At 61.9% G+C, this 19,312-nt stretch carries 14 protein-coding genes; 13 read left to right on the top strand and 1 reads right to left on the bottom strand.

Features of this window, described 5'->3' with window-relative positions; genetic code table 11:
- Positions 1-208 precede the first annotated feature (208 nt).
- From ABEG21_RS14220 to ABEG21_RS14165, 12 genes are all read left to right on the top strand, one after another.
- Positions 209-1,159 carry a cation transporter gene (locus ABEG21_RS14220; RefSeq protein ID WP_347555166.1) on the top strand — a complete coding sequence of 317 codons (951 nt, stop codon included), beginning with the start codon at positions 209-211 and terminating at the stop codon, positions 1,157-1,159.
- 163 nt (positions 1,160-1,322) lie between these two features.
- Positions 1,323-2,267 carry a cation transporter gene (locus ABEG21_RS14215; RefSeq protein ID WP_347555165.1) on the top strand — a complete coding sequence of 315 codons (945 nt, stop codon included), beginning with the start codon at positions 1,323-1,325 and terminating at the stop codon, positions 2,265-2,267.
- Positions 2,268-2,271: 4 nt separating this feature from the next.
- The gene (locus ABEG21_RS14210) at positions 2,272-2,607 is read left to right on the top strand and encodes a hypothetical protein (RefSeq protein ID WP_347555164.1); all 336 of its coding nucleotides are present in this window, start codon (positions 2,272-2,274) and stop codon (positions 2,605-2,607) included.
- Between the two features lie 81 nt (positions 2,608-2,688).
- On the top strand, positions 2,689-4,533 hold the full coding sequence (recQ, locus tag ABEG21_RS14205) for a DNA helicase RecQ (protein ID WP_347555163.1): 1,845 nt from the start codon (positions 2,689-2,691) through the stop codon (positions 4,531-4,533).
- Between the two features lie 247 nt (positions 4,534-4,780).
- Complete coding sequence (locus tag ABEG21_RS14200) at positions 4,781-6,439, top strand: amidase family protein (protein WP_347555162.1); 1,659 nt, start codon at positions 4,781-4,783, stop codon at positions 6,437-6,439.
- Positions 6,440-6,602: 163 nt separating this feature from the next.
- A complete protein-coding gene (gene rpsL, locus ABEG21_RS14195) occupies positions 6,603-6,980 on the top strand; it encodes a 30S ribosomal protein S12 (protein ID WP_024906040.1) in 378 nt (125 codons plus the stop codon).
- Positions 6,981-7,210: 230 nt separating this feature from the next.
- Positions 7,211-7,681, top strand: a complete 471-nt coding sequence (gene rpsG / locus ABEG21_RS14190) for a 30S ribosomal protein S7 (RefSeq protein WP_024906039.1) — start codon at positions 7,211-7,213, stop codon at positions 7,679-7,681.
- 193 nt (positions 7,682-7,874) lie between these two features.
- Positions 7,875-9,977 carry an elongation factor G gene (gene fusA, locus ABEG21_RS14185; protein ID WP_347555161.1) on the top strand — a complete coding sequence of 701 codons (2,103 nt, stop codon included), beginning with the start codon at positions 7,875-7,877 and terminating at the stop codon, positions 9,975-9,977.
- Positions 9,978-10,102: 125 nt separating this feature from the next.
- Entirely contained in the window at positions 10,103-11,293 is a 1,191-nt protein-coding gene (gene tuf, locus ABEG21_RS14180; protein ID WP_347555160.1) for an elongation factor Tu, read from the top strand.
- A gap of 252 nt (positions 11,294-11,545) precedes the next feature.
- Entirely contained in the window at positions 11,546-11,863 is a 318-nt protein-coding gene (gene rpsJ / locus ABEG21_RS14175) for a 30S ribosomal protein S10 (protein ID WP_347555159.1), read from the top strand.
- A 552-nt stretch (positions 11,864-12,415) separates the two neighbouring features.
- Positions 12,416-14,050 (top strand): hypothetical protein, encoded by a 1,635-nt coding sequence (locus ABEG21_RS14170; RefSeq protein ID WP_347555158.1) that lies wholly within the window; start codon positions 12,416-12,418, stop codon positions 14,048-14,050.
- A gap of 462 nt (positions 14,051-14,512) precedes the next feature.
- Positions 14,513-16,381: a hypothetical protein gene (locus tag ABEG21_RS14165; RefSeq protein ID WP_347555157.1), complete on the top strand. Its 1,869-nt coding sequence runs from the start codon at positions 14,513-14,515 to the stop codon at positions 16,379-16,381.
- On the opposite strand, the gene ABEG21_RS14160 is transcribed toward ABEG21_RS14165, so the two are convergent.
- On the bottom strand, positions 16,378-17,139 hold the full coding sequence (locus ABEG21_RS14160; RefSeq protein WP_347555156.1) for a hypothetical protein: 762 nt from the start codon (positions 17,137-17,139) through the stop codon (positions 16,378-16,380). The genes ABEG21_RS14165 and ABEG21_RS14160 overlap by 4 nt on opposite strands.
- Before the next feature lie 329 nt (positions 17,140-17,468).
- Between ABEG21_RS14160 and ABEG21_RS14155 the strand changes: the two genes are divergently transcribed.
- Positions 17,469-19,076, top strand: coding sequence for an NAD(P)/FAD-dependent oxidoreductase (locus tag ABEG21_RS14155; RefSeq protein ID WP_347555155.1), 1,608 nt, complete (start codon positions 17,469-17,471; stop codon positions 19,074-19,076).
- The last annotated feature ends 236 nt before the right edge of the window (positions 19,077-19,312 follow it).

Here is a 19,312-nt window from a genome sequence, read left to right as displayed (position 1 = left end):
CGCCGGCTGGCAGGACGTGCCGGCGTGTTCCTTTGATCATTTCGACAGTCGTAAAAAACCGCTCTTCGGAGCGGTTTTTTTTTGCCTCGTTTTCTTGCAGGTCCGCGCAAGCGATCTTCCCGTTTGCACGGAACTTCGCCTGGCGCAGGCCTACTCATGCTGCAAGCGATCAACGATGAAGGGTCGCAGCCCTTCCCGGAGATGTGCCATGCCTGCCCCGTCGTTACGGACGCCCCGATTGCTGTTTGCGATACTCCGCGCGCCGACGGAGCCGCACGTTCTCGCCATTTCGATCGTGGCGACGTTCACGATGGCAGCATTAGGCATCCTGTTGGGCATCGTCGCGAACTCGCAGGCGATCATCTTCGATGGCATCTTCGCCGTCATCGATGCGTCGATGACCATCCTCTCTTTCTTCGTGGCACGGCTGCTGCTGCGCGACGGCAGTCGCCGCTTCCAATACGGTTTCTGGCATTTCGAGCCGCTGGTGGCGGCCTTCAACGGTTCGATTCTGCTGATGCTTTGTTTGTACGCGATCGTCGATGCGATTCGCGGCCTGCTGGCGGGAGGTGGCCAGGAGGTTGCGCTAGGCGTGACCGCGGTATATTCCGCGATCGTCTGCGTGATCTGCGTGGTGCTCTATCTGTTTCAGCTGCACGCAAACCGGGTACTGCGCTCCGCGCTGATTCGGGTCGATATGCAAAGTTTTCTGATGTCCGGCTGCATCACGATCGCGCTGTTCGGCGGCTTCGGCCTGGCGGCGCTGGTGGCGCAATGGGGTTATCCGGAAATCGGTCGTTATGCGGACCCCTTGGTGTTGCTGCTGCTGGCGCTGGGCCTATTGCCGATCCCGGTGCGCATCGTCCGCGATGCGATGCGTGAGGTATTTCTCGTGGCCCCAAAGGGCGTGAACGACCATGTCCGCACCGCGGTCGCAACGGTGATCTTGCGCCATCAACTGCTCGATTTCGCCAGTTATGTCGCGAAGAGCGGGCGAATGTATCTGGTCGAGATCCACATCCTCGTGCCGCCTAATTACCACGTCTCCGTCGATCTCTATGATGCAATTCGCGGCGAGATCGCCGACGCCTTGGGTCCGGCGTATAACCTGCGCCAGTGGCTGTCGATCGCTTTTACCGCGCGTCGGGAATGGATCTGAACCGGTGATGTCCCGCTTCACGCCGTGCGTATCCCCTGGTCAGATAAGCGCCGACGGCAACGATCCAAGGCGCGTTCCCGTTTTTAAGACTGCACTCTCTGTCTAATAGCTGATCGTCGGCGACCGTGGCAGGATGGGGGATCCCCATCAACCGGTTCGCCCCATGGTGTTTGGAAAGCTCGCGCAGAGCCTGAAGCACTACTGGTTGCGGCCGACGGAGGCGCAGCTACTGCAGTTTTCCCTTGTATCGACGCTCCCGATGGCAGCGTTCGGCCTGATCATGGGGCTCCGCGGTGGTTCGCAAGCCATTCTCTTCGACGCGTTGTTTGCCGTCATCGATGCCGGGATGACCCTGTTGTCGTTATGCGTCGCCCGTTTGATCGAGAAAAGCGGCAGCCGCCGCTTCCAATACGGCTATTGGCATCTCGAACCGCTCGTTGCCGTATTGAACGGCTCGATCCTGTTGTTGCTGTGCGTCTACGCCTTCGTCAATGCGGTACGGGGGTTGATCACCGGTGGGGGGACCGATGTCACGCTGGCGTTCGCGATGTCTTATGGGATCGTGGTGTTCTGTGCTTGCATGGCCTTGTATTTTTATCTATGGCGAGTGAACCGACGCCTGAAGTCGGTGTTGATTCGCATCGACATGCGCAGTTTCTTGATGTCCGCGTCGATTTCAGCCGCCCTAGTCCTTGGCTTTGCGCTTGCGGAGGGCGTCGCGGCGTTAGGCTATCCGGCGTTTCGCGCCTATGCCGACTCGCTGGTGCTGGCGCTGCTGGTACTGGGACTGATGCCCGCGCCGCTGCGTATCATCCGGGCTGCCGCGCGTGAGGTTTTCTTGATCGCGCCGGAAGCCTTCCATCGGCGTGTTCGGGACGTCATGACCGATGTCGTCACGCGTCATGGCTATCTGGACTTTCGTAGCTATGTCGCCAAGACCGGCCGGGTGCATGTCGTCGACGTCGTGATCCTCGTGCCTTCCTCGCTCGTGACATCGATCGTCGCCCTCGATGGGGTGCGCGAAGAAATTGCCTTGGCCTTGGGCACGCAGGTCCGTCTGGACCAGTGGCTGTCGATCGCCTTCACCACGCGCGCCGAATGGATCTGAGGCGATGAGGAAGCACACGTCGTGGGGGGCCTCGATTGCCTGGGCGCATCGATGGCTGGGGCGGTGGACAGCGCTGGTCGTCCGAGAGGGTAATCGGCGTTTCCATAACAGCTACGCAGCGAAAACCGGGCGCTTGAACCGTATCGAAATCCATATCGTCGTGCCGCCAGGATGGTGTCATCGTATCGAGACGCACGATGCGATTCGGCGCGAAGTCGCGGCGGAATTGCTGGCGGATGCCCGTTTGGATGCGTGGCTCTCCGTGTCTTTTACCGCTGAGCCAACATGGTGCGGAAAGGGGGAGACACGCCGCAAACCTAGGCCGAACGGACAGTTTTAGCAGATGCGCATGGTCCGGGAACGCTGCAAGCGGTAAACTGCGTACGTTGGCGCTGTCGCGCAGTCCGATGTACGAGCTTCCATGTCCCGTTGTCTTGAAATTCTCCAGGAAACCTTTGGTTATCCCGCATTTCGCGGGCCACAGGCGGAGATCGTCGAGCATGTGGCTGCCGGCGGCGATGCGCTGGTTCTGATGCCCACGGGCGGCGGCAAGTCGCTGTGCTATCAGATACCGTCCCTGGTCCGCGCGCAGGCAGGACAGGGCGCCGGCATCGTCGTATCGCCGCTGATCGCGTTGATGCAGGACCAAGTGGCCGCGATGCGCGAGGTTGGGGTGCGTGCGGCGTGCTTGAATTCCGCGATGGAAGGCCGTGACGCCTTTGCAACCGAACGCGCATTCGAGAACGGCGAGATCGATCTGCTGTATGTCGCTCCCGAGCGATTGATGACGCCACGGTTCCAGGACCTGCTGAACAGGTCGCGCGTGGGGCTGTTTGCGATCGACGAGGCGCACTGCGTATCGCAGTGGGGACATGACTTCCGCCCAGAGTATATTCAGCTCTCGGTGTTGCACGAGCGCTTTCCCACGGTGCCGCGTATCGCGCTGACCGCGACCGCGGATCAGGTGACGCGCGAGGAGATTGTCCGCCGTTTGGCATTGACCGATGCCCGCATCTTTATATCTAGCTTCGACCGGCCAAATATCCGGTACGGCATTGTCGAAAAAGACAATGCACGGACGCAACTGCTTGATTTCATTCGTGCCGAGCATATGCGCAAGGACGGTAGTTCTGATGCCGGGGTGATTTACTGTCTGTCGCGGCGCAAAGTGGACGAGACCGCGGAGTGGCTTGTCGGTAAAGGGATTCGCGCCTTGGGCTATCACGCCGGCATGGATGCGGACGTCCGACAGCGGCATCAGGCGATGTTCAAGCAGGAGGAGGGCATCGTCATGGTGGCGACCATCGCCTTCGGCATGGGCATCGATAAGCCGGATGTCCGTTTTGTCGCGCATCTCGACCTTCCGAAGAGCGTGGAGGGGTATTACCAGGAAACCGGACGGGCAGGCCGCGACGGCTTGCCGGCCAACGCCTGGATGGCATACGGCCTCGCGGACGTCGTCCAGCAGAAACGGATGATCGACGAATCGCCGGCGGACGACGCCCACAAGCGCTCGATGTCGGCGAAGTTGGATGCGTTGCTCGGGCTGTGCGAAACAGCGCATTGTCGTCGCCAGCGACTGCTGTCGTATTTTGGTGAGGAAAGCGCGCCGTGCGGTAACTGCGACACGTGTCTGGAGCCGCCTGCGACGTGGGATGGATCTCGCGAGGCGCAAATGGCGTTGTCATGCGTTTTTCGAGCCAGTCAAGCTGGCGGTATTCGGTACGGCGCCGGTCACTTGATCGATATCCTGCGCGGCGTCGCCACGGAGCGGGTGCAGGAGCGAGGGCATCAATCCTTGTCGACATTCGGCATCGGCAGCGCCTTGTCCGAGCCGGAGTGGCGAGCGATCTTCCGGCAGTTGGTGGCGGCGGGCCTGCTGACGGTCGATCACGAAGGACACGGCGCGCTCATGCTGACGGAAAGCAGTCGCGCGGTTCTGAAAGGCGAAACCAAAGTCACGTTGCGGCGCTACGTCAAGAAGGCGCGACAGCGGATCGCCGAAGGTCGTGCCACGGCCGTGGCCGATCGGACGGCCAATATGGACCTCGCCGAACTAGGTCGCTGGGAACGGCTGCGCGCCTGGCGCACCGAGACGGCAAAAACCGATGGCGTACCGGCCTATCTGATTTTCCACGATGCGACGCTCGCGGAAATCGCGACGCGGGCGCCGGGTTCAGTGGATGCCTTGAAGGACATTCCGGGCATCGGCGCGCGGAAACTCGAACGCTTCGGTGAGGAGTTGATTCGCGTCGTCGGCGGTTGAAAAGCGAGGAAGCGGTACGTTCGGGCGGTATTCGGCATCGCGACGCGAAGGTCGCGTGAGCCGCCGGCGGTGCGCCGATGCATCGCCGCGCTGGGCGATTGGGCTAGTGGAGATCTGACCCGTCTGAAACCGAGCAACTTGTCCCGGCGACGCATTGTGCTTCCGGTGCTTCACATCAATGATCAGGTGGCGAGACAGCAAAACGCTGACTCATTTCGCTTTTGTTGATATGGAGTGCAGATGAAAAATGCATAAAATCGCTTGGCCGCGCAGGCATGTTTTGGGTGCGTTGGCGGCGGTTCCTTTTGCGGGAACGGTCGTGGCAGGCGCCACGACGGGATTGCTGTCTGCGTGCGGCGCCGGCAGCAAAACGCCGCCGAAGCTGCGTGATGCGCAGATCGTCGAGGCGTCGATCGCCTCACTGCAGCAAGGCATGACGCGCGGAACCTTTAGCGCGCGCAGCGTGGTGCTGGCGTATCTCGATCGCATTGCCGCAATCGACAAGAGCGGGCCGACCTTGTCGTCGATCATCGAAACGAATCCGGATGCGCTGGCGATCGCTGACGCGCTTGACGCCGAGCGACGTCGCAAGGGCCCACGCGGGCCGCTGCATGGCATTCCGCTGCTGCTGAAAGACAATATCGACACCGATGACAGGATGGCGACGACTGCCGGTTCCCTGGCGCTACTGGACTCGCGGCCCGCGCGAGACGCGGAGGTCGCGCGGCGGTTGCGGGAGGCCGGCGCCATCCTGTTGGGCAAGGCCAATCTGAGCGAGTGGTCTAATTATCGTTCCGGCAGCGCCGAGGGCGGCAGGAGCCGGAGCGGTTGGAGCGCGCGTGGCGGCGCCACGTTGAATCCCTATTGCCTCGATGCCGATCCGATGGGGTCGAGCGCGGGCTCTGCGGTCGCCGTATCGGCCAATCTTGCTGCGGCGTTCCTGGGCACGGAGACCTCCGGCTCAATCCTGTCTCCGGCCGCGGTCAGTGGTATCGTGGGGCTCAAGCCGACGGTCGGGCTGACGAGTCGTGCCGGTGTGATTCCGATAAGCGCGGTCATGGACAGCGTCGGCCCGATGGCGCGGACGGTCGAGGATGCCGCGATCTTGCTCGGTGCCATCGCCGGCATCGACGCGCGGGATAGCGCGACGCAGCGCGCCGGCAAGCGGCCTGCCGACTATCGCGTCTTCCTCGATCCGAACGGGCTGCGCGGTGCCGTGATTGGCGTGGCCGCCGATGCCCCGCTTCCCCCGTCTATCGCCGCGCACGTGACGGGGGCCGGCGCACGTCTCGTGGAGATCGACTCGACGCGGATCGAGGCGTTGCATCAGCGGGCGCTGGCGTCTTTGCCTGCCGAGGACGAGGTACGCATGTTCGATATCGGGACGACGCTGCGTTACGAGTTCAAGGAAGCCATCGCGACGTATCTGGCGAGTCGCCGACCGATCGCGGACCGTGCGCCGGCCGGGGCGGTACGGACGCTCGCCGACCTGATCGCCTTCAACGTCCGTACGCCCGCCGAACGGCTGGATCGGCACGATCAGCGGCTATTCGAGGAGGCCGAGGCGAGCAGCGGCCTGACGACCCCAGAGTACGTCGCGCAGCATCGATATAATGATGGAGTCGCGCGCGCGATCCTCGACGGCTTGCTGGGCGAACTCCGTCTCGACGCAATCGTCTCAAACGGTCCGAACGACAGCTGGGGTACGCTGGCGGCCGCGATCGGTTATCCGCAACTGACGCTGCCCTACTGGCCCTCGTCGACGACGAAGATGCCAGAACGTGTTGTTTTTACGGCAAAACCTTTCGGTGAACCGGCGCTGCTCGGGCTCGCTTACGCGCTGGAGCAGGTGCTCCGGCGGGCAGGCATGCAACGGCAAGTGCCCCGGTATCTCGCCTCCTGCTGACAAAATGTGGCATGGTTCCCGCATCCACCCCATGCAAATGATTGCCAAACTTGCGCTTTTCTGTTAACCCGGTATAGAATCCTGGGTTCCGTTTGCTAAAAATGGAATGTGGCCGCTTGCCCGGCCACAGACATCGACAGAAACACTTTTCCGCAGGAAAAACATGCCAACCATTAATCAATTGGTTCGCAAGGCCCGTACTTCAGAAGTCGTGAAGAGCAAGAGCCCGGCCTTGCAGGACTGCCCCCAACGTCGCGGCGTGTGCACTCGTGTGTACACGACCACGCCGAAGAAGCCTAACTCCGCACTGCGTAAGGTTGCGAAGGTTCGTCTGACGAACGGCTTCGAAGTCATTTCGTATATCGGTGGTGAAGGCCACAACCTGCAGGAACACTCGGTCGTGCTGATTCGCGGCGGCCGGGTCAAGGACTTGCCAGGTGTGCGTTACCACATGGTTCGTGGCTCGCTGGATACCCAGGGCGTCAAGGATCGTAAGCAGTCGCGTTCGAAGTACGGCGCAAAGCGTCCGAAGAACAAGTAAGACCTGATTGCCGTCGCGCAGGCCGGAATACTCCGGTGAGCGTTGGTTGGAGTCAGTGTCTGCGGCACGTCCGCTGCAGTGACGGTCCTAGACGTCGATTGAGACGCGCAGGTCGCCAACTGTTGAGTAAGTGTTGCCCCGGGCATGTGGTCTCAATGTCGAGATCCTCCGTTGGTGCAACCCGGGTAAGTCTTTATGACGGCCCGAACTGAAAAGGTTAGAGGAAAGAAATGCCACGTCGTCGCGAAGTCCCCAAGCGGGAAGTGTTGCCGGATCCGAAGTTCGGCAATGTCGATGTCACCAAATTCATGAACGTCCTGATGTTGGACGGTAAAAAGGCAGTTGCTGAGCGCATCGTGTACGGCGCGTTCGAGCAAATCCAGACGAAGGGCGGCAAGGACCCTCTGGAAGTCTTCACGACTGCCATGAACAACGTGAAGCCGGTGGTTGAAGTGAAGAGCCGTCGCGTCGGTGGTGCAAACTACCAGGTGCCGGTTGAAGTGCGTCCGTCGCGCCGTATGGCGTTGGCCATGCGTTGGCTGCGTGAAGCGGCTAAGAAGCGTAGCGAGAAGTCGATGGCGCTGCGTCTGGCTGGCGAATTGCAAGAAGCGGCTGAAGGCCGTGGCGCTGCAATGAAGAAGCGCGACGAAGTGCACCGCATGGCGGAAGCGAACAAGGCGTTCTCGCACTTCCGCTTCTAATGCCGCAGCTGTTCCGCGGCGACCGGCTGGAAAGCCGGAGACGCCCAGGAGCAGTCAGCCGGTATGTCGGCGTACTCCGGGCGGGAGCGCGAATGCGCCTCGCCCGTTTGTGTTAGGGCGCGCGGGAAAATGTCGGTCAGATGACAACCTGTCAGCCCTTTTTTCCGCGTTACCAGAGAGATAGAGGATAACCGTGGCACGCAAGACACCCATCGAGCGCTACCGCAATATCGGCATCAGCGCTCACATCGATGCTGGCAAGACGACCACCACCGAACGGATCCTGTTCTACACCGGCGTCAATCACAAGATTGGCGAAGTGCACGACGGCGCCGCAACGATGGACTGGATGGCGCAAGAGCAAGAGCGCGGCATCACCATCACCTCCGCTGCGACCACCGCCTTCTGGAAGGGCATGGGCGGCAACTATCCGGAACACCGGATCAACATCATCGACACCCCGGGCCACGTCGACTTCACGATCGAAGTCGAACGCTCGATGCGCGTGCTCGACGGCGCCTGCATGGTCTACTGTGCAGTCGGCGGCGTGCAGCCGCAGTCGGAAACGGTGTGGCGTCAGGCGAACAAGTACAACGTGCCCCGTCTCGCGTTCGTCAACAAGATGGACCGTACCGGCGCGAACTTCTTCAAGGTGTACGAGCAGATGCGTACCCGCCTGAAGGCGAACCCGATTCCTATCCAGGTACCTATCGGCGCGGAAGAAAACTTCCAAGGCGTGATCGACCTGGTGAAGATGAAGGCCATCGTGTGGGATGACGCCGCACAAGGCACGAAGTTCGAATACAAGGACATTCCGGCCGAGCTGCAAGGCGTTGCCGACGAATGGCGCGAGAAGATGGTCGAAGCCGCTGCTGAAGCGTCGGAAGACCTGATGAACAAGTACCTGGAAGAAGGCACGCTGTCCGAAGCCGAGCTGATGCTCTCGCTGCGTACGCGTACCATCGCCGGCGAAATCGTCCCGATGATGTGCGGTACGGCGTTCAAGAACAAGGGCGTGCAGGCGATGCTGGATGCCGTCATCGACTACATGCCGTCGCCGGTCGACATTCCGCCGGTCAAGGGCTTGCTCGAAAACGACGAGCCGACGACGCGTGAAGCATCGGACGAAGAGAAGTTCTCGGCGCTCGCCTTCAAGATCATGACGGACCCGTTCGTCGGTCAGCTGGCGTTCTTCCGCGTGTATTCGGGTCTGGTCAACGCAGGCGACACCGTCTATAACTCCGTTAAGGAGCAGAAGGAACGTCTGGGCCGGATTCTGCAGATGCACGCGAATCAGCGCGAAGAAATCAAGGAAGTGCGCGCGGGCGACATCGCCGCTGCCGTTGGCCTGAAGGCCGTGACGACGGGCGATACGCTGTGCGATCCGAACGCGATCATCGTGCTCGAACGCATGGTTTTCCCGGAGCCGGTGATTTCGCAGGCAGTCGAGCCGAAGACGAAGGCCGACCAGGAAAAGATGGGCCTGGCGCTGAACCGTCTGGCACAAGAAGATCCGTCGTTCCGCGTGAAGACCGACGAAGAATCGGGTCAAACCATTATTTCGGGTATGGGCGAGCTGCACCTGGAAATTCTGGTCGACCGGATGAAGCGCGAGTTCAACGTCGAAGCGACGGTGGGTAAGCCGCAGGTCGCGTACCGCGAAACGATCCGCAAGATCGCCGCGGACGTGGACGGCAAGTTCGTCAAGCAGTCGGGCGGTCGTGGTCAGTACGGCCACGTCGTCATCACGCTCGAGCCGAACGAACAAGGCAAGGGCTACGAGTTCCTGGACGAAATCAAGGGCGGTGTGGTGCCCCGTGAATTCATCCCGGCAGTCGATAAGGGTATCCAGGACACGTTGAAGGCGGGTGTGGTTGCAGGCTACCCGGTGGAAGACGTGAAGGTGCGCCTCGTGTTCGGTTCGTACCACGATGTGGACTCGAACGAAAACGCGTTCCGGATGGCTGGTTCGATGGCCTTCAAGGAAGCGATGCGCAAGGCGAGCCCGGTGCTGCTCGAGCCGATGATGGCGGTCGAAGTCGAAACGCCGGAAGACTATGCCGGTAACGTGATGGGCGACTTGTCGTCGCGTCGCGGTATGCTGCAAGGCATGGACGACATGGTCGGCGGTGGTAAGCAGATCAAGGCTGAAGTGCCGCTGTCGGAAATGTTTGGTTACTCCACGTCGTTGCGTTCGGCGACTCAAGGTCGTGCGACGTACACGATGGAGTTCAAGCACTACGCGGAAGCACCGAAGAACGTCGTCGAGGCGATTGTCGCCGCGAAGGGCAAGTAAGCAAAAAACGACTCACCGCGCATTCGTGAGTACGGGTGCGCGGACGTGCTGTCGGGCCGGGCGAAAAGCTGGCGGCCCGGCAGCGCAGATCCCGAATATTGATCCTTTTTTGAAAGCATACTGACATGGCTAAAGGCAAGTTTGAACGTACCAAGCCGCACGTGAACGTGGGCACGATCGGTCACGTTGACCACGGCAAGACGACGCTGACGGCGGCGATTGCAACGGTTCTGTCGAAGAAGTTTGGTGGTGAGGCGAAGGCCTACGACCAGATCGACGCGGCACCGGAAGAAAAGGCACGTGGTATCACGATCAACACGGCGCACGTCGAGTACGAAACGGCTAACCGCCACTACGCACACGTTGACTGCCCGGGCCACGCCGACTACGTGAAGAACATGATCACGGGCGCAGCGCAGATGGACGGCGCGATCCTGGTGTGTTCGGCCGCGGACGGTCCGATGCCGCAAACGCGTGAGCACATTCTGCTGTCGCGTCAGGTTGGCGTGCCGTACATCATCGTCTTCCTGAACAAGGCAGACATGGTTGACGACGCCGAGCTGCTCGAGCTGGTGGAAATGGAAGTGCGCGAGTTGCTCTCGAAGTACGACTTCCCGGGCGACGACACGCCGATCATCAAGGGTTCGGCAAAGCTGGCGCTGGAAGGCGACACGGGCGAGCTGGGCGAAGTGGCGATTCTGGCATTGGCAGAAGCGCTGGACACGTACATCCCGCAACCGGAGCGTGCGATTGACGGTACGTTCCTGATGCCGGTGGAAGACGTGTTCTCGATCTCGGGTCGCGGTACGGTGGTGACGGGTCGTGTTGAGCGCGGCATCATCAAGGTTGGCGAAGAAGTCGAAATCGTTGGTCTGCGCGATACGCAAAAGACGACGGTGACGGGCGTTGAAATGTTCCGCAAGCTGCTGGACCAAGGTCAAGCAGGCGACAACGTTGGCGTGCTGGTGCGTGGTACGAAGCGCGAAGACGTGCAGCGCGGTCAAGTTCTGGCGAAGCCGGGCTCGATCAAGCCGCACACGGACTTCACGGCAGAAGTGTACGTGTTGAGCAAGGACGAAGGCGGCCGTCACACGCCGTTCTTCAACAACTACCGTCCGCAGTTCTACTTCCGTACGACGGACGTGACGGGCTCGATTTCGCTGCCGGAAGGTAAGGAAATGGTCATGCCGGGCGACAACGTGTCGATCTCGGTGAAGTTGATCGCTCCGATCGCGATGGAAGAAGGTCTGCGTTTCGCAATCCGCGAAGGCGGCCGTACCGTCGGCGCCGGCGTTGTGGCGACGATCACGAAGTAATAGCCGTACCGAGCGGAGTGCGGGTTGGGCGGTTTCCCCGTCCGACCTTCCGCGACACCGCCGCCGTGCCGTTGTCGATGGGTGTGTTGTTTCGACACCGATTTCCCCCGTCCGGACGTGGGCAAGCGGCGCGGCGGCAGGTGCTGCTGTATATTTCGGATGGCGCGCGTCAGTCCCGAGGGACTTGCCGCGCGATCCTTCGCTCTTTATTTTGATGGCGGATCCAGCCGCCTCGTTCTTTAGGGAAACATCATGGCAAGCCAAAACATCCGTATTCGCCTGAAGGCATTCGACTACCGTCTGATCGATCAGTCGGCGCTCGAAATCGTTGAAACGGCAAAGCGCACGGGTGCACTCGTTCGTGGTCCGGTACCGCTGCCGACGGGCATCGAGCGTTTCGACGTTCTGCGTTCGCCGCACGTGAACAAGACCTCGCGCGATCAGTTCGAAATCCGTACGCACAAGCGTCTGATCGACATCATCGAGCCGACCGAAAAGACGGTCGACGCGCTGATGAAGCTCGATCTGGCTGCTGGCTGCCACGTGGACATCACGCTGAAGGCATCCTGATCGCGTAAGATCAGGCAAGTCTGGCGCGACCGTGACATGACGGTCGCGCGGGCTGCGTCAGAAAAAACCGACCTTTCGAGGTCGGTTTTTTTTTGCGGATCGGGCCGAGCAGTGTCGGCATCCTATGCCCGGATCGTACCGAACGGCTTATAGGCGCGATCCGTCGTGGCTCGTATGATGTAGGCATAAACACATTGATCAATCGCATTCCTAAATATTGTCGGGAGACGGTTGATGCCTTTCCAGCGCCTGAACGATTTAAGCGCGAATCGCGCGACAGGCCCCAATATATCGGGTGGGGATGTCGGCGCGTCGGCTCGGTCCGACGCGTCACCGCACGCCGGGTCGCAGTCCGCGGCAGCGCGGCAACATGCGGCAACCGTCTCGGATGGATTGCAAGCGGCGCGCCGCGGCACCAAGCGCTCACATCGCTCACATACCTGCGATTCCGGCGCGGGATCGTCGTTGCGGGCGTCTACCGCGAGTGCGCAGCCGGTCCCGTCGACATCGTTGCGCGCCCCCGACCCAGATCAGGCGAGACCGTTACCATCCGTGTCCCCTGAGGTGCAGATCATCGGTGAATTCCGGATTCGCCCGCAGGGCGTCATCGTTGCGCGCGAGCCGCACTTCAGCTGGTTACAGGAGATGCGCAGCCGATTGGCGCGGGCGAACCCCGGCGCGGCGTCCGAGCAACGTGGGGGGACGCTTGTACTCGACGAGGCCGATCACCCCCATCCGTCGACCGAGGCGCAGCGGACGACGGACTTGAGCCGGTTTGTCGTGCCGGCGCAGCGAAGCGAGGCGGAGTTCATCGAGGTCTTATTGCGCGATGTGACGATCGAGACGTCGGAATGCCGCATATTGGCGCATATTGCCACGGCATCGGCCATCCCGGCGCCGATAGGCGCGGCAGCGGTGTCGGTACTCCGATACTTGGCGTCCACGCCCGACGAGCGCGGCACGTTAGCGGGGCGCGTCTATCGCTGGATCGGCGGCGAAAGAAATCGGCATGATGGGGAGGATCAGTCGTTTTCGCGCCTGGCGGGTTTGCATTTGCTCCGCGACATTCTAATCCGGGAGGCCGGTGACATCGAGCCGGCCCCAAGCGTGTATCCCGATCTCCCTTGGTGCCCGAATCCCGAGCGTTACGTGCTCCCGGAAGCGACGCGACACTACCTCGGCTCCCGCAGCGTGACGACATCGGGGTGGGGGCATAATGCGCGCGTCCGTGACCCGAAGACGGAACGGGAAATTGCGAGGATGTATTTGCGATCGGCTGTTCGCGCGAGCGCCTTTTCAGAGCACAGTAGCGTGACCGACAACGTCAGGCGCTGGTGCGGCGTACTGCTGCGCCACTATGAACAACGGTATGGCGACGTATTACTGCAGCATCTCGCGCTTGTTCCGCCCCGCTTTCTCCCCGCGCCGCAGACGGCAGCAATGAGCGATAGAGCGCCCAGATCGATCTTTACGCCGACCGAAACCGGTGGAGAGCCGCTGTCGGTGTCGCTGCCGCAGCGGGAGGCAGGTGGAGAAGAAGCCGCAGTGTCCTCGGCGGTCAGCGCCGTGGACGAAGAATCGGCGATGGATGTCCTTTTGGAGAGCGTGCCGGTGGGGTTTGCGGAGATCCGTCTGCTGATGCATATCGGCTCCGTTGCGTCGGTGCCGGATGAGGTTACGTGGGCGGCGCGTGCAGTCCTTCGGCGGCTCGCGGGAAGCCGGCATATCCTGCATTCGCAAGCGCGACGCGCGGAGGTCCGAACACGCGCCACGACGGTCCGCAGCCGCGCTGGCGAGGAACGCTTCACGCGCCTCGCGGCGATCGCCTTGATCAAGGATCTGATGACGCGCCGGCGTGACGATATCGACCCAGCGGGAGAGGGCTGGCGTTCGACAAACCGAGGCGTTTCATTTCCCGCGGCATTCCGGGCACTTCTGGACGAACCGAGCGGGCACGACAATTTGAACGGTCCCGCGCGATACAGGGCGCTGGAGGAGCGCGGGAATCGCGTCGCCAGGATGTATTTCCGCGCGGGCATTCCGCTTGTCGATGTCGTGGCGGCGGGCGCTGCGAAGCGGAGCATCATCACCTGGACGCTTGCGCTGCAGCATCAGGCGGAGCGACGCCTGGGTGAACGGATGGTCGGGATGCTTAGCCGGATCCGTCTGCAGGACAGGATCGGCTAGCGTTCCCGCTGCGGCGCTAACCCCGCGTCAGGCCCCATCCGCCGAATGGGCTAATAGGCTGGGACCCGGGTAAACCGTATGCTATCGCCATAAGACCGGGCTCCCTTTCGGCGTTGCGCACGTTACGGACGCGGTCAAGGGCGGCACAAAACATGCACCTAGCCGTTCTGGCGTGCCATGGGCGTCAGCGCGCACAGTGACTGGAGATGGGCGCGAGTAATAGATCGTATTCCTTACTATATGGGTGAGAGGGCAGTGAATTTCCAACACCTGATCGAACAGACCATTGAGCACACGATGCACTCGAACTTGCCGACGCGCGAAGCAGGATCTGGGTGTCAGGATGACGTCATCGCGCGCGATACCGTGCAAGAGGACGCCTCAGCTCGGAGAGTTGCCGATATATCAGGCGGCTTGGAGATTGCGCGCCGGTCGAGCAGGGAATCCCGACGTTGCGACGCGGTGTCATCCGCCGCAGGCAGCGCGCCGATCCTATTCGACGCCTTGCGCTCCTCCGGGGCGCCCTGTCGTGTCATGACCGATGCGCTGGCGGATCGGGTGCCTACGGCGATCATCGATCAAATGGCGTCGATCCATGCCGGCGATCCGAAGTGCTTTCTCGACGATGCAAGTGCGGCGTCGCTTCTCGACGCGCTTGCCGATGGCGAGCCGCCGCGCGTCGATTCGCCTGAGATCGAAGTACTGGCACATTTCCAAAGGCAGCGGGAGCCGGAAGTCATTCAGGTGAGCGACACGGAGAGCCGGTCGCCGATGCGCAAACGCGTGCGACGGAGCGTGACGGAAGGGCGCGACGCTGTCGTGACTGACGCGGCGTTAGCACCGAACGCGGCCAAGGTGACAGTGGCAGACTGGGCCGATTGGGCGCCGACCGTAGTGATCGAGCGGATGCTGTCGAGCGGTCGCCGGGACCCGCAGGAATTTCTCGACCCGAATGGGACCACGGCCGTCTTCGATGCGCTGGAAGACATGGCCGCCGCAAGCGACGCAGAACGATCGCGTGACCTGATGCGCTTCATCATTCCGGCGACGCGCGTGGATGTTTCGTTCATGAATACCTTGCTGATCGATGTGCCGGTCGCAACCGCAGAGCTTCGGATCTTGGCGCATATCGCCACCGCGGCGGCGATACCCTCCGCGATCGCGTCCGCTGCGACCGATGTGCTCCGGCATTTGGCTTATGCGCAGGCCGGTCAGCCGTCGCCCCCGGTCCACGCGTATGACTGGGTCAATGTCATGCGTCGGCGGCAGACCTATGTGGCCGATCCGTTTTCTCAGCTTGCATGCTTGCATTTGATCAAGGACATCCTTCTGAGAAAAGACGGTGATATCGAACCCGCTGCCAGCACGAACCCCCAAGTGCCCTGGCGTCCGAATCCCGGGCGTGATGCCGTCCCGGCGGAAACGGCGGCTTATCTTGCCGGTCGTCGCTTGTCTACGCTTGATTGGGGCGACGGACCCCGCGGCGGGAATGTCGACGCGGTGCTCATATTGGCGAGGATGTATCTGCGCTCGGCTGTATTGGCCGCCGCATTTACCCGCTACGGCGGCGCGCCTGACAATTTCCGGCGATGGGCCGGGGTGATGCAGCGTCACTATGAAAGACGATATGGCGAGAAACTGCTCGATCATGTCGACAACGCGCCGCCAGGCTCGCCGATGCGATCGGCGAACTTGACCACCGACGAAGACGTCGCGATCAACGCCGTGTGGCAAAGCGCGGTCGTCGGATTGCCGGAGGTCCGAATGCTGGCGCATATCGGTTCCGCGGCATCGATTCCCGACGAGCTGACATGGGCGGCGCGCGCGGTGCTGCGACGCGTCGCCCAAGGGCCGCATTACCTGCATCGCCAGGCGCGGCTGGCAGAGTCAAGGGCGCATGGCGCCCAGGTTCACAGCATGGAAGGGGTGCATCGTTTCACGCGACTCGCGGTAATGGCCTTGCTTCAAGACGTGTTGACGCGGCAGAGCGACGATATCGACACCGCGGGTCAGGGATGGCGTCCGGCACGGTCCGGACAAGTGTTGCCAGAAGCGTTTCGACTGCTTCTGGCAGGGCGCCCGCGCTGGCATCCGGACGATGCCGATGAAGCCGCGCTGACGCGTGGTGACAAGGCGTTGCGCGTCGCCCGCGCGTATCTGCGCGCTGGTATCCCGCTCGTTGACCTCCTGAACGCCGGCGCCGCGAAGCGAACCCTCGTCACCTGGGTGCAGGGTCTGCAACAACGATCGGAGCAGCAGTTAGGGGAGCGTCTGTTACAGGCAATCCTCGCAGCCGGCCCGCCACATGGCGCGGACATCGGGCCTGACTAGAACACGTAGCCGATCCCGGCTGAGACGACCGTCTGGCCGTTGTTATATAGGCCGCGTGCGCGCAAGCCACTTTGGAACGGTGTGAGCCTGCTGACTTCGACACCCCCGGAAAAATGTCGAGAAAACGGAACGCGGAGGCCGACGCCGAGCGAGATGACGGGCTCGTATTGCGTACCGGTTCCGCGACGCCCGGTATGGTTGCTTGTCGGGAATGTCACCGTCGTTCTCATCACGCCGGCGCCGCCGATCAGCGCCAGGTCCACGCGCTTCGGGATGATCGGAAACAGATACATCCCTTCGACACCGAGGAAGCGCGACGCAACCCCGGAGCGGCTGACATTGGTTTGTCCATCGATTGCGAGCGTCGGCTGTGTGCCGAGCGCCAGATAACGTAGCCGTACGCCGGCGCGGTCGAACATATAGCCGACCGCCGCGCCATAGCCGAAGCGGCCGTCATTGGCCAAGCTGAACACCGTGTTGCCGCCGCCACTGCCGACGAGTCGATTGGCCATGGAAACCTGGCTCGCGCCAATCGACAGCGTCCCGTCGGCTTGAATATAAAACCCTTTCGTGGCGGCCGAAACGGGGGCCGCAGCCAATAGCGACGCCATGCAGAACAACGCTGCCGTCGCAGCGTGCCGGCGCGGTCGCGCCTTGAGGCTGGCGGCACGGCGGGGCTGGGAAGCGACGGCGCGCCGATGACCGCGCGTGTCGTGGTCGAATAAAGGCGGGGCGCTCAGGGCGGGAAGAGAGGGCATAGTGCTGCTCCGATGATCGAACGAAAGACATCTCGGGAATGGGACGCACCGAGCTGTCTACGCCCCCCGCTCAAAGTACCTAGGGGCACGATGGCGGACGATCGGATCGGTCCGAAAGACATGCTTGAACGATCTCACTTGCCCGGAGGCTGGCGGCCGCTTCGAAAGAGCGTGCGTGGGTTTGGTCGATGGCGGCGAAGGGAGCGGGGCGGCCACGCCTGTTGGGTGATTGCCACGCAAGCACCGGCGCAAGGCGCTGTCTCAGCCTCGATTTGCGCGGTAAAATCGCGCTTTGGCGGATAAAAAGCGCCCTCTGCAAATGGACCATCATGTTACGAATCAGTGAAATCAAGCTTCCGCTTGACCACACCGAAGACGCACTCGCGTCGGCGATTCACGCGCGACTTGCCGCGCTTCACGTTCCCCCGGAAGACCTGCTTCGCTACACGGTGTATCGACGTGCGCATGACGCGCGTAAGCGCTCCGATATCAAGTTGACCTATATCGTCGACGTCGATATCAAGCACGAGGCCGCCGCGCTGCAGCATCTGAAAGATCAGCCGCACGTCGTCGTGACGCCCGATATGCGCTACAAATTCGTCGCGAAGGCCGCGCCGGACAGCGTGGCGTTACGCCCGGTCGTTATCGGGATGGGCCCGTGCGGACTGTTCGCCGGTCTGATCCTGGCGCAGATGGGCTTTCGCCCGATCATCCTGGAGCGGGGCAAGGCGGTTCGCGAGCGGACGAAGGACACCTGGGGCCTGTGGCGGAAGAACGTCCTCCACCCCGAATCGAACGTGCAGTTCGGCGAGGGTGGTGCCGGCACCTTCTCCGACGGCAAGCTCTACAGCCAGATCAAGGATCCGAAATTCTACGGACGCAAGGTCCTCGAGGAATTCGTGCTGGCCGGCGCGCCGGAAGACATCCTGTTTCTGAGCCGTCCGCACATCGGCACCTTCCGCCTGGTGAGCATGGTCGAGAAGATGCGCGCGACGATTCACGCTTTGGGTGGCGAGGTCCGTTTCGAATCGCGTGTCGACGATATTCAGATCGAGGACGGCGTCGTGCGCGGTTTGGTGCTGTCCACCGGCGAGACGCTACGCTGCGATCACGTCGTCTTGTCGGTCGGACACAGCGCGCGCGATACCTTCGAAATGCTCCATGGTCGGGGCGTTTTCATGGAGTCGAAGCCGTTTTCGCTGGGATTCCGTATCGAGCATCCGCAGGGCGTGATCGATCGCAGTCAATTCGGCAGTTTCGCCGGCCATAAACTGCTGGGCGCGGCCGATTACAAGGTCGTGCATCATTGCAGCAATGGGCGCGCGGTCTACAGTTTCTGTATGTGCCCGGGCGGCACCGTTGTCGCCGCGGCGTCGGAGCCTGGTCGCGTCGTCACCAATGGCATGAGCCAGTATTCGCGCAACGAACGGAATGCGAACGCAGGCATCGTCGTCGGCATTACCCCGGAAGATTTCCCCGGTGGTCCGCTGGCGGGCATTGCCTTCCAGCGCCAATGGGAGGCGCGTGCCTTCGAATTGGGAGGCCGGGACTACCGCGCCCCGGCGCAGCGGGTCGGGGATTTTCTGGCGCGTCGTCCGTCGACGAAACTGGGCAGCGTGGAACCGTCGTATAAGCCGGGCGTGAATCTGACCGATCTGAGCACCGCGCTCCCCGATTACGTCATCGAGGCGATCCGCGAGGCATTGCCGCAAATCGACAAGAAATTGCCCGGGTTCGCGATGGCCGACGCGATTCTGACTGGGGTCGAAACGCGGACGTCCTCGCCGATCCGCGTGCGTCGTAACGATGCCTACGAAAGCATCAACGTCAAAGGCCTTTACCCGGCCGGCGAGGGCGCCGGCTATGCGGGCGGCATCTACTCGGCCGCGATCGACGGCATCAAGGTCGCCGAAGCACTGGCCGCCCATCTGACCTGACGGCTCAGCCCGAGGGGGGGGGGCGCCGGCGTTCGGCCGATGCTCCCCGGGCGCACGATGTCTTTCTGCAACGACACCCGCATTTATCCTTCCCGATCAGATAGATGGCTTGCACACCCTATTTCCCTAGGGTATAGTGATGAGCTTTTCGTCGTTATGACGATTTGATTTTCTGTTCAAACGCCGCTTCCAGCGGAAAGTGATCAGGAAATTCGCGCCAAGCCTACCGCCTGATT

This window comes from Robbsia sp. KACC 23696, assembly GCF_039852015.1.
Classification (GTDB): domain Bacteria; phylum Pseudomonadota; class Gammaproteobacteria; order Burkholderiales; family Burkholderiaceae; genus Robbsia.
The sequence above is the reverse complement of the archived record's forward strand: the minus strand, read 5'-3'. Positions and strand labels throughout refer to the sequence as shown.

Excerpts from the sequence above, each read along its gene's own strand:
- rpsL (WP_024906040.1), top strand. The coding sequence starts at position 6,603 with ATGCCAACCATTAATCAATTGGTTCGCAAGGCCCGTACTTCAGAAGTC.
- ABEG21_RS14215 (WP_347555165.1), top strand. The coding sequence starts at position 1,323 with ATGGTGTTTGGAAAGCTCGCGCAGAGCCTGAAGCACTACTGGTTGCGG.
- ABEG21_RS14160 (WP_347555156.1), bottom strand. The coding sequence starts at position 17,139 with ATGCCCTCTCTTCCCGCCCTGAGCGCCCCGCCTTTATTCGACCACGAC.
- ABEG21_RS14200 (WP_347555162.1), top strand. The coding sequence starts at position 4,781 with ATGCATAAAATCGCTTGGCCGCGCAGGCATGTTTTGGGTGCGTTGGCG.
- ABEG21_RS14220 (WP_347555166.1), top strand. The coding sequence starts at position 209 with ATGCCTGCCCCGTCGTTACGGACGCCCCGATTGCTGTTTGCGATACTC.
- rpsJ (WP_347555159.1), top strand. The coding sequence starts at position 11,546 with ATGGCAAGCCAAAACATCCGTATTCGCCTGAAGGCATTCGACTACCGT.
- recQ (WP_347555163.1), top strand. The coding sequence starts at position 2,689 with ATGTCCCGTTGTCTTGAAATTCTCCAGGAAACCTTTGGTTATCCCGCA.
- rpsG (WP_024906039.1), top strand. The coding sequence starts at position 7,211 with ATGCCACGTCGTCGCGAAGTCCCCAAGCGGGAAGTGTTGCCGGATCCG.
- tuf (WP_347555160.1), top strand. The coding sequence starts at position 10,103 with ATGGCTAAAGGCAAGTTTGAACGTACCAAGCCGCACGTGAACGTGGGC.
- ABEG21_RS14210 (WP_347555164.1), top strand. The coding sequence starts at position 2,272 with ATGAGGAAGCACACGTCGTGGGGGGCCTCGATTGCCTGGGCGCATCGA.
- ABEG21_RS14155 (WP_347555155.1), top strand. The coding sequence starts at position 17,469 with ATGTTACGAATCAGTGAAATCAAGCTTCCGCTTGACCACACCGAAGAC.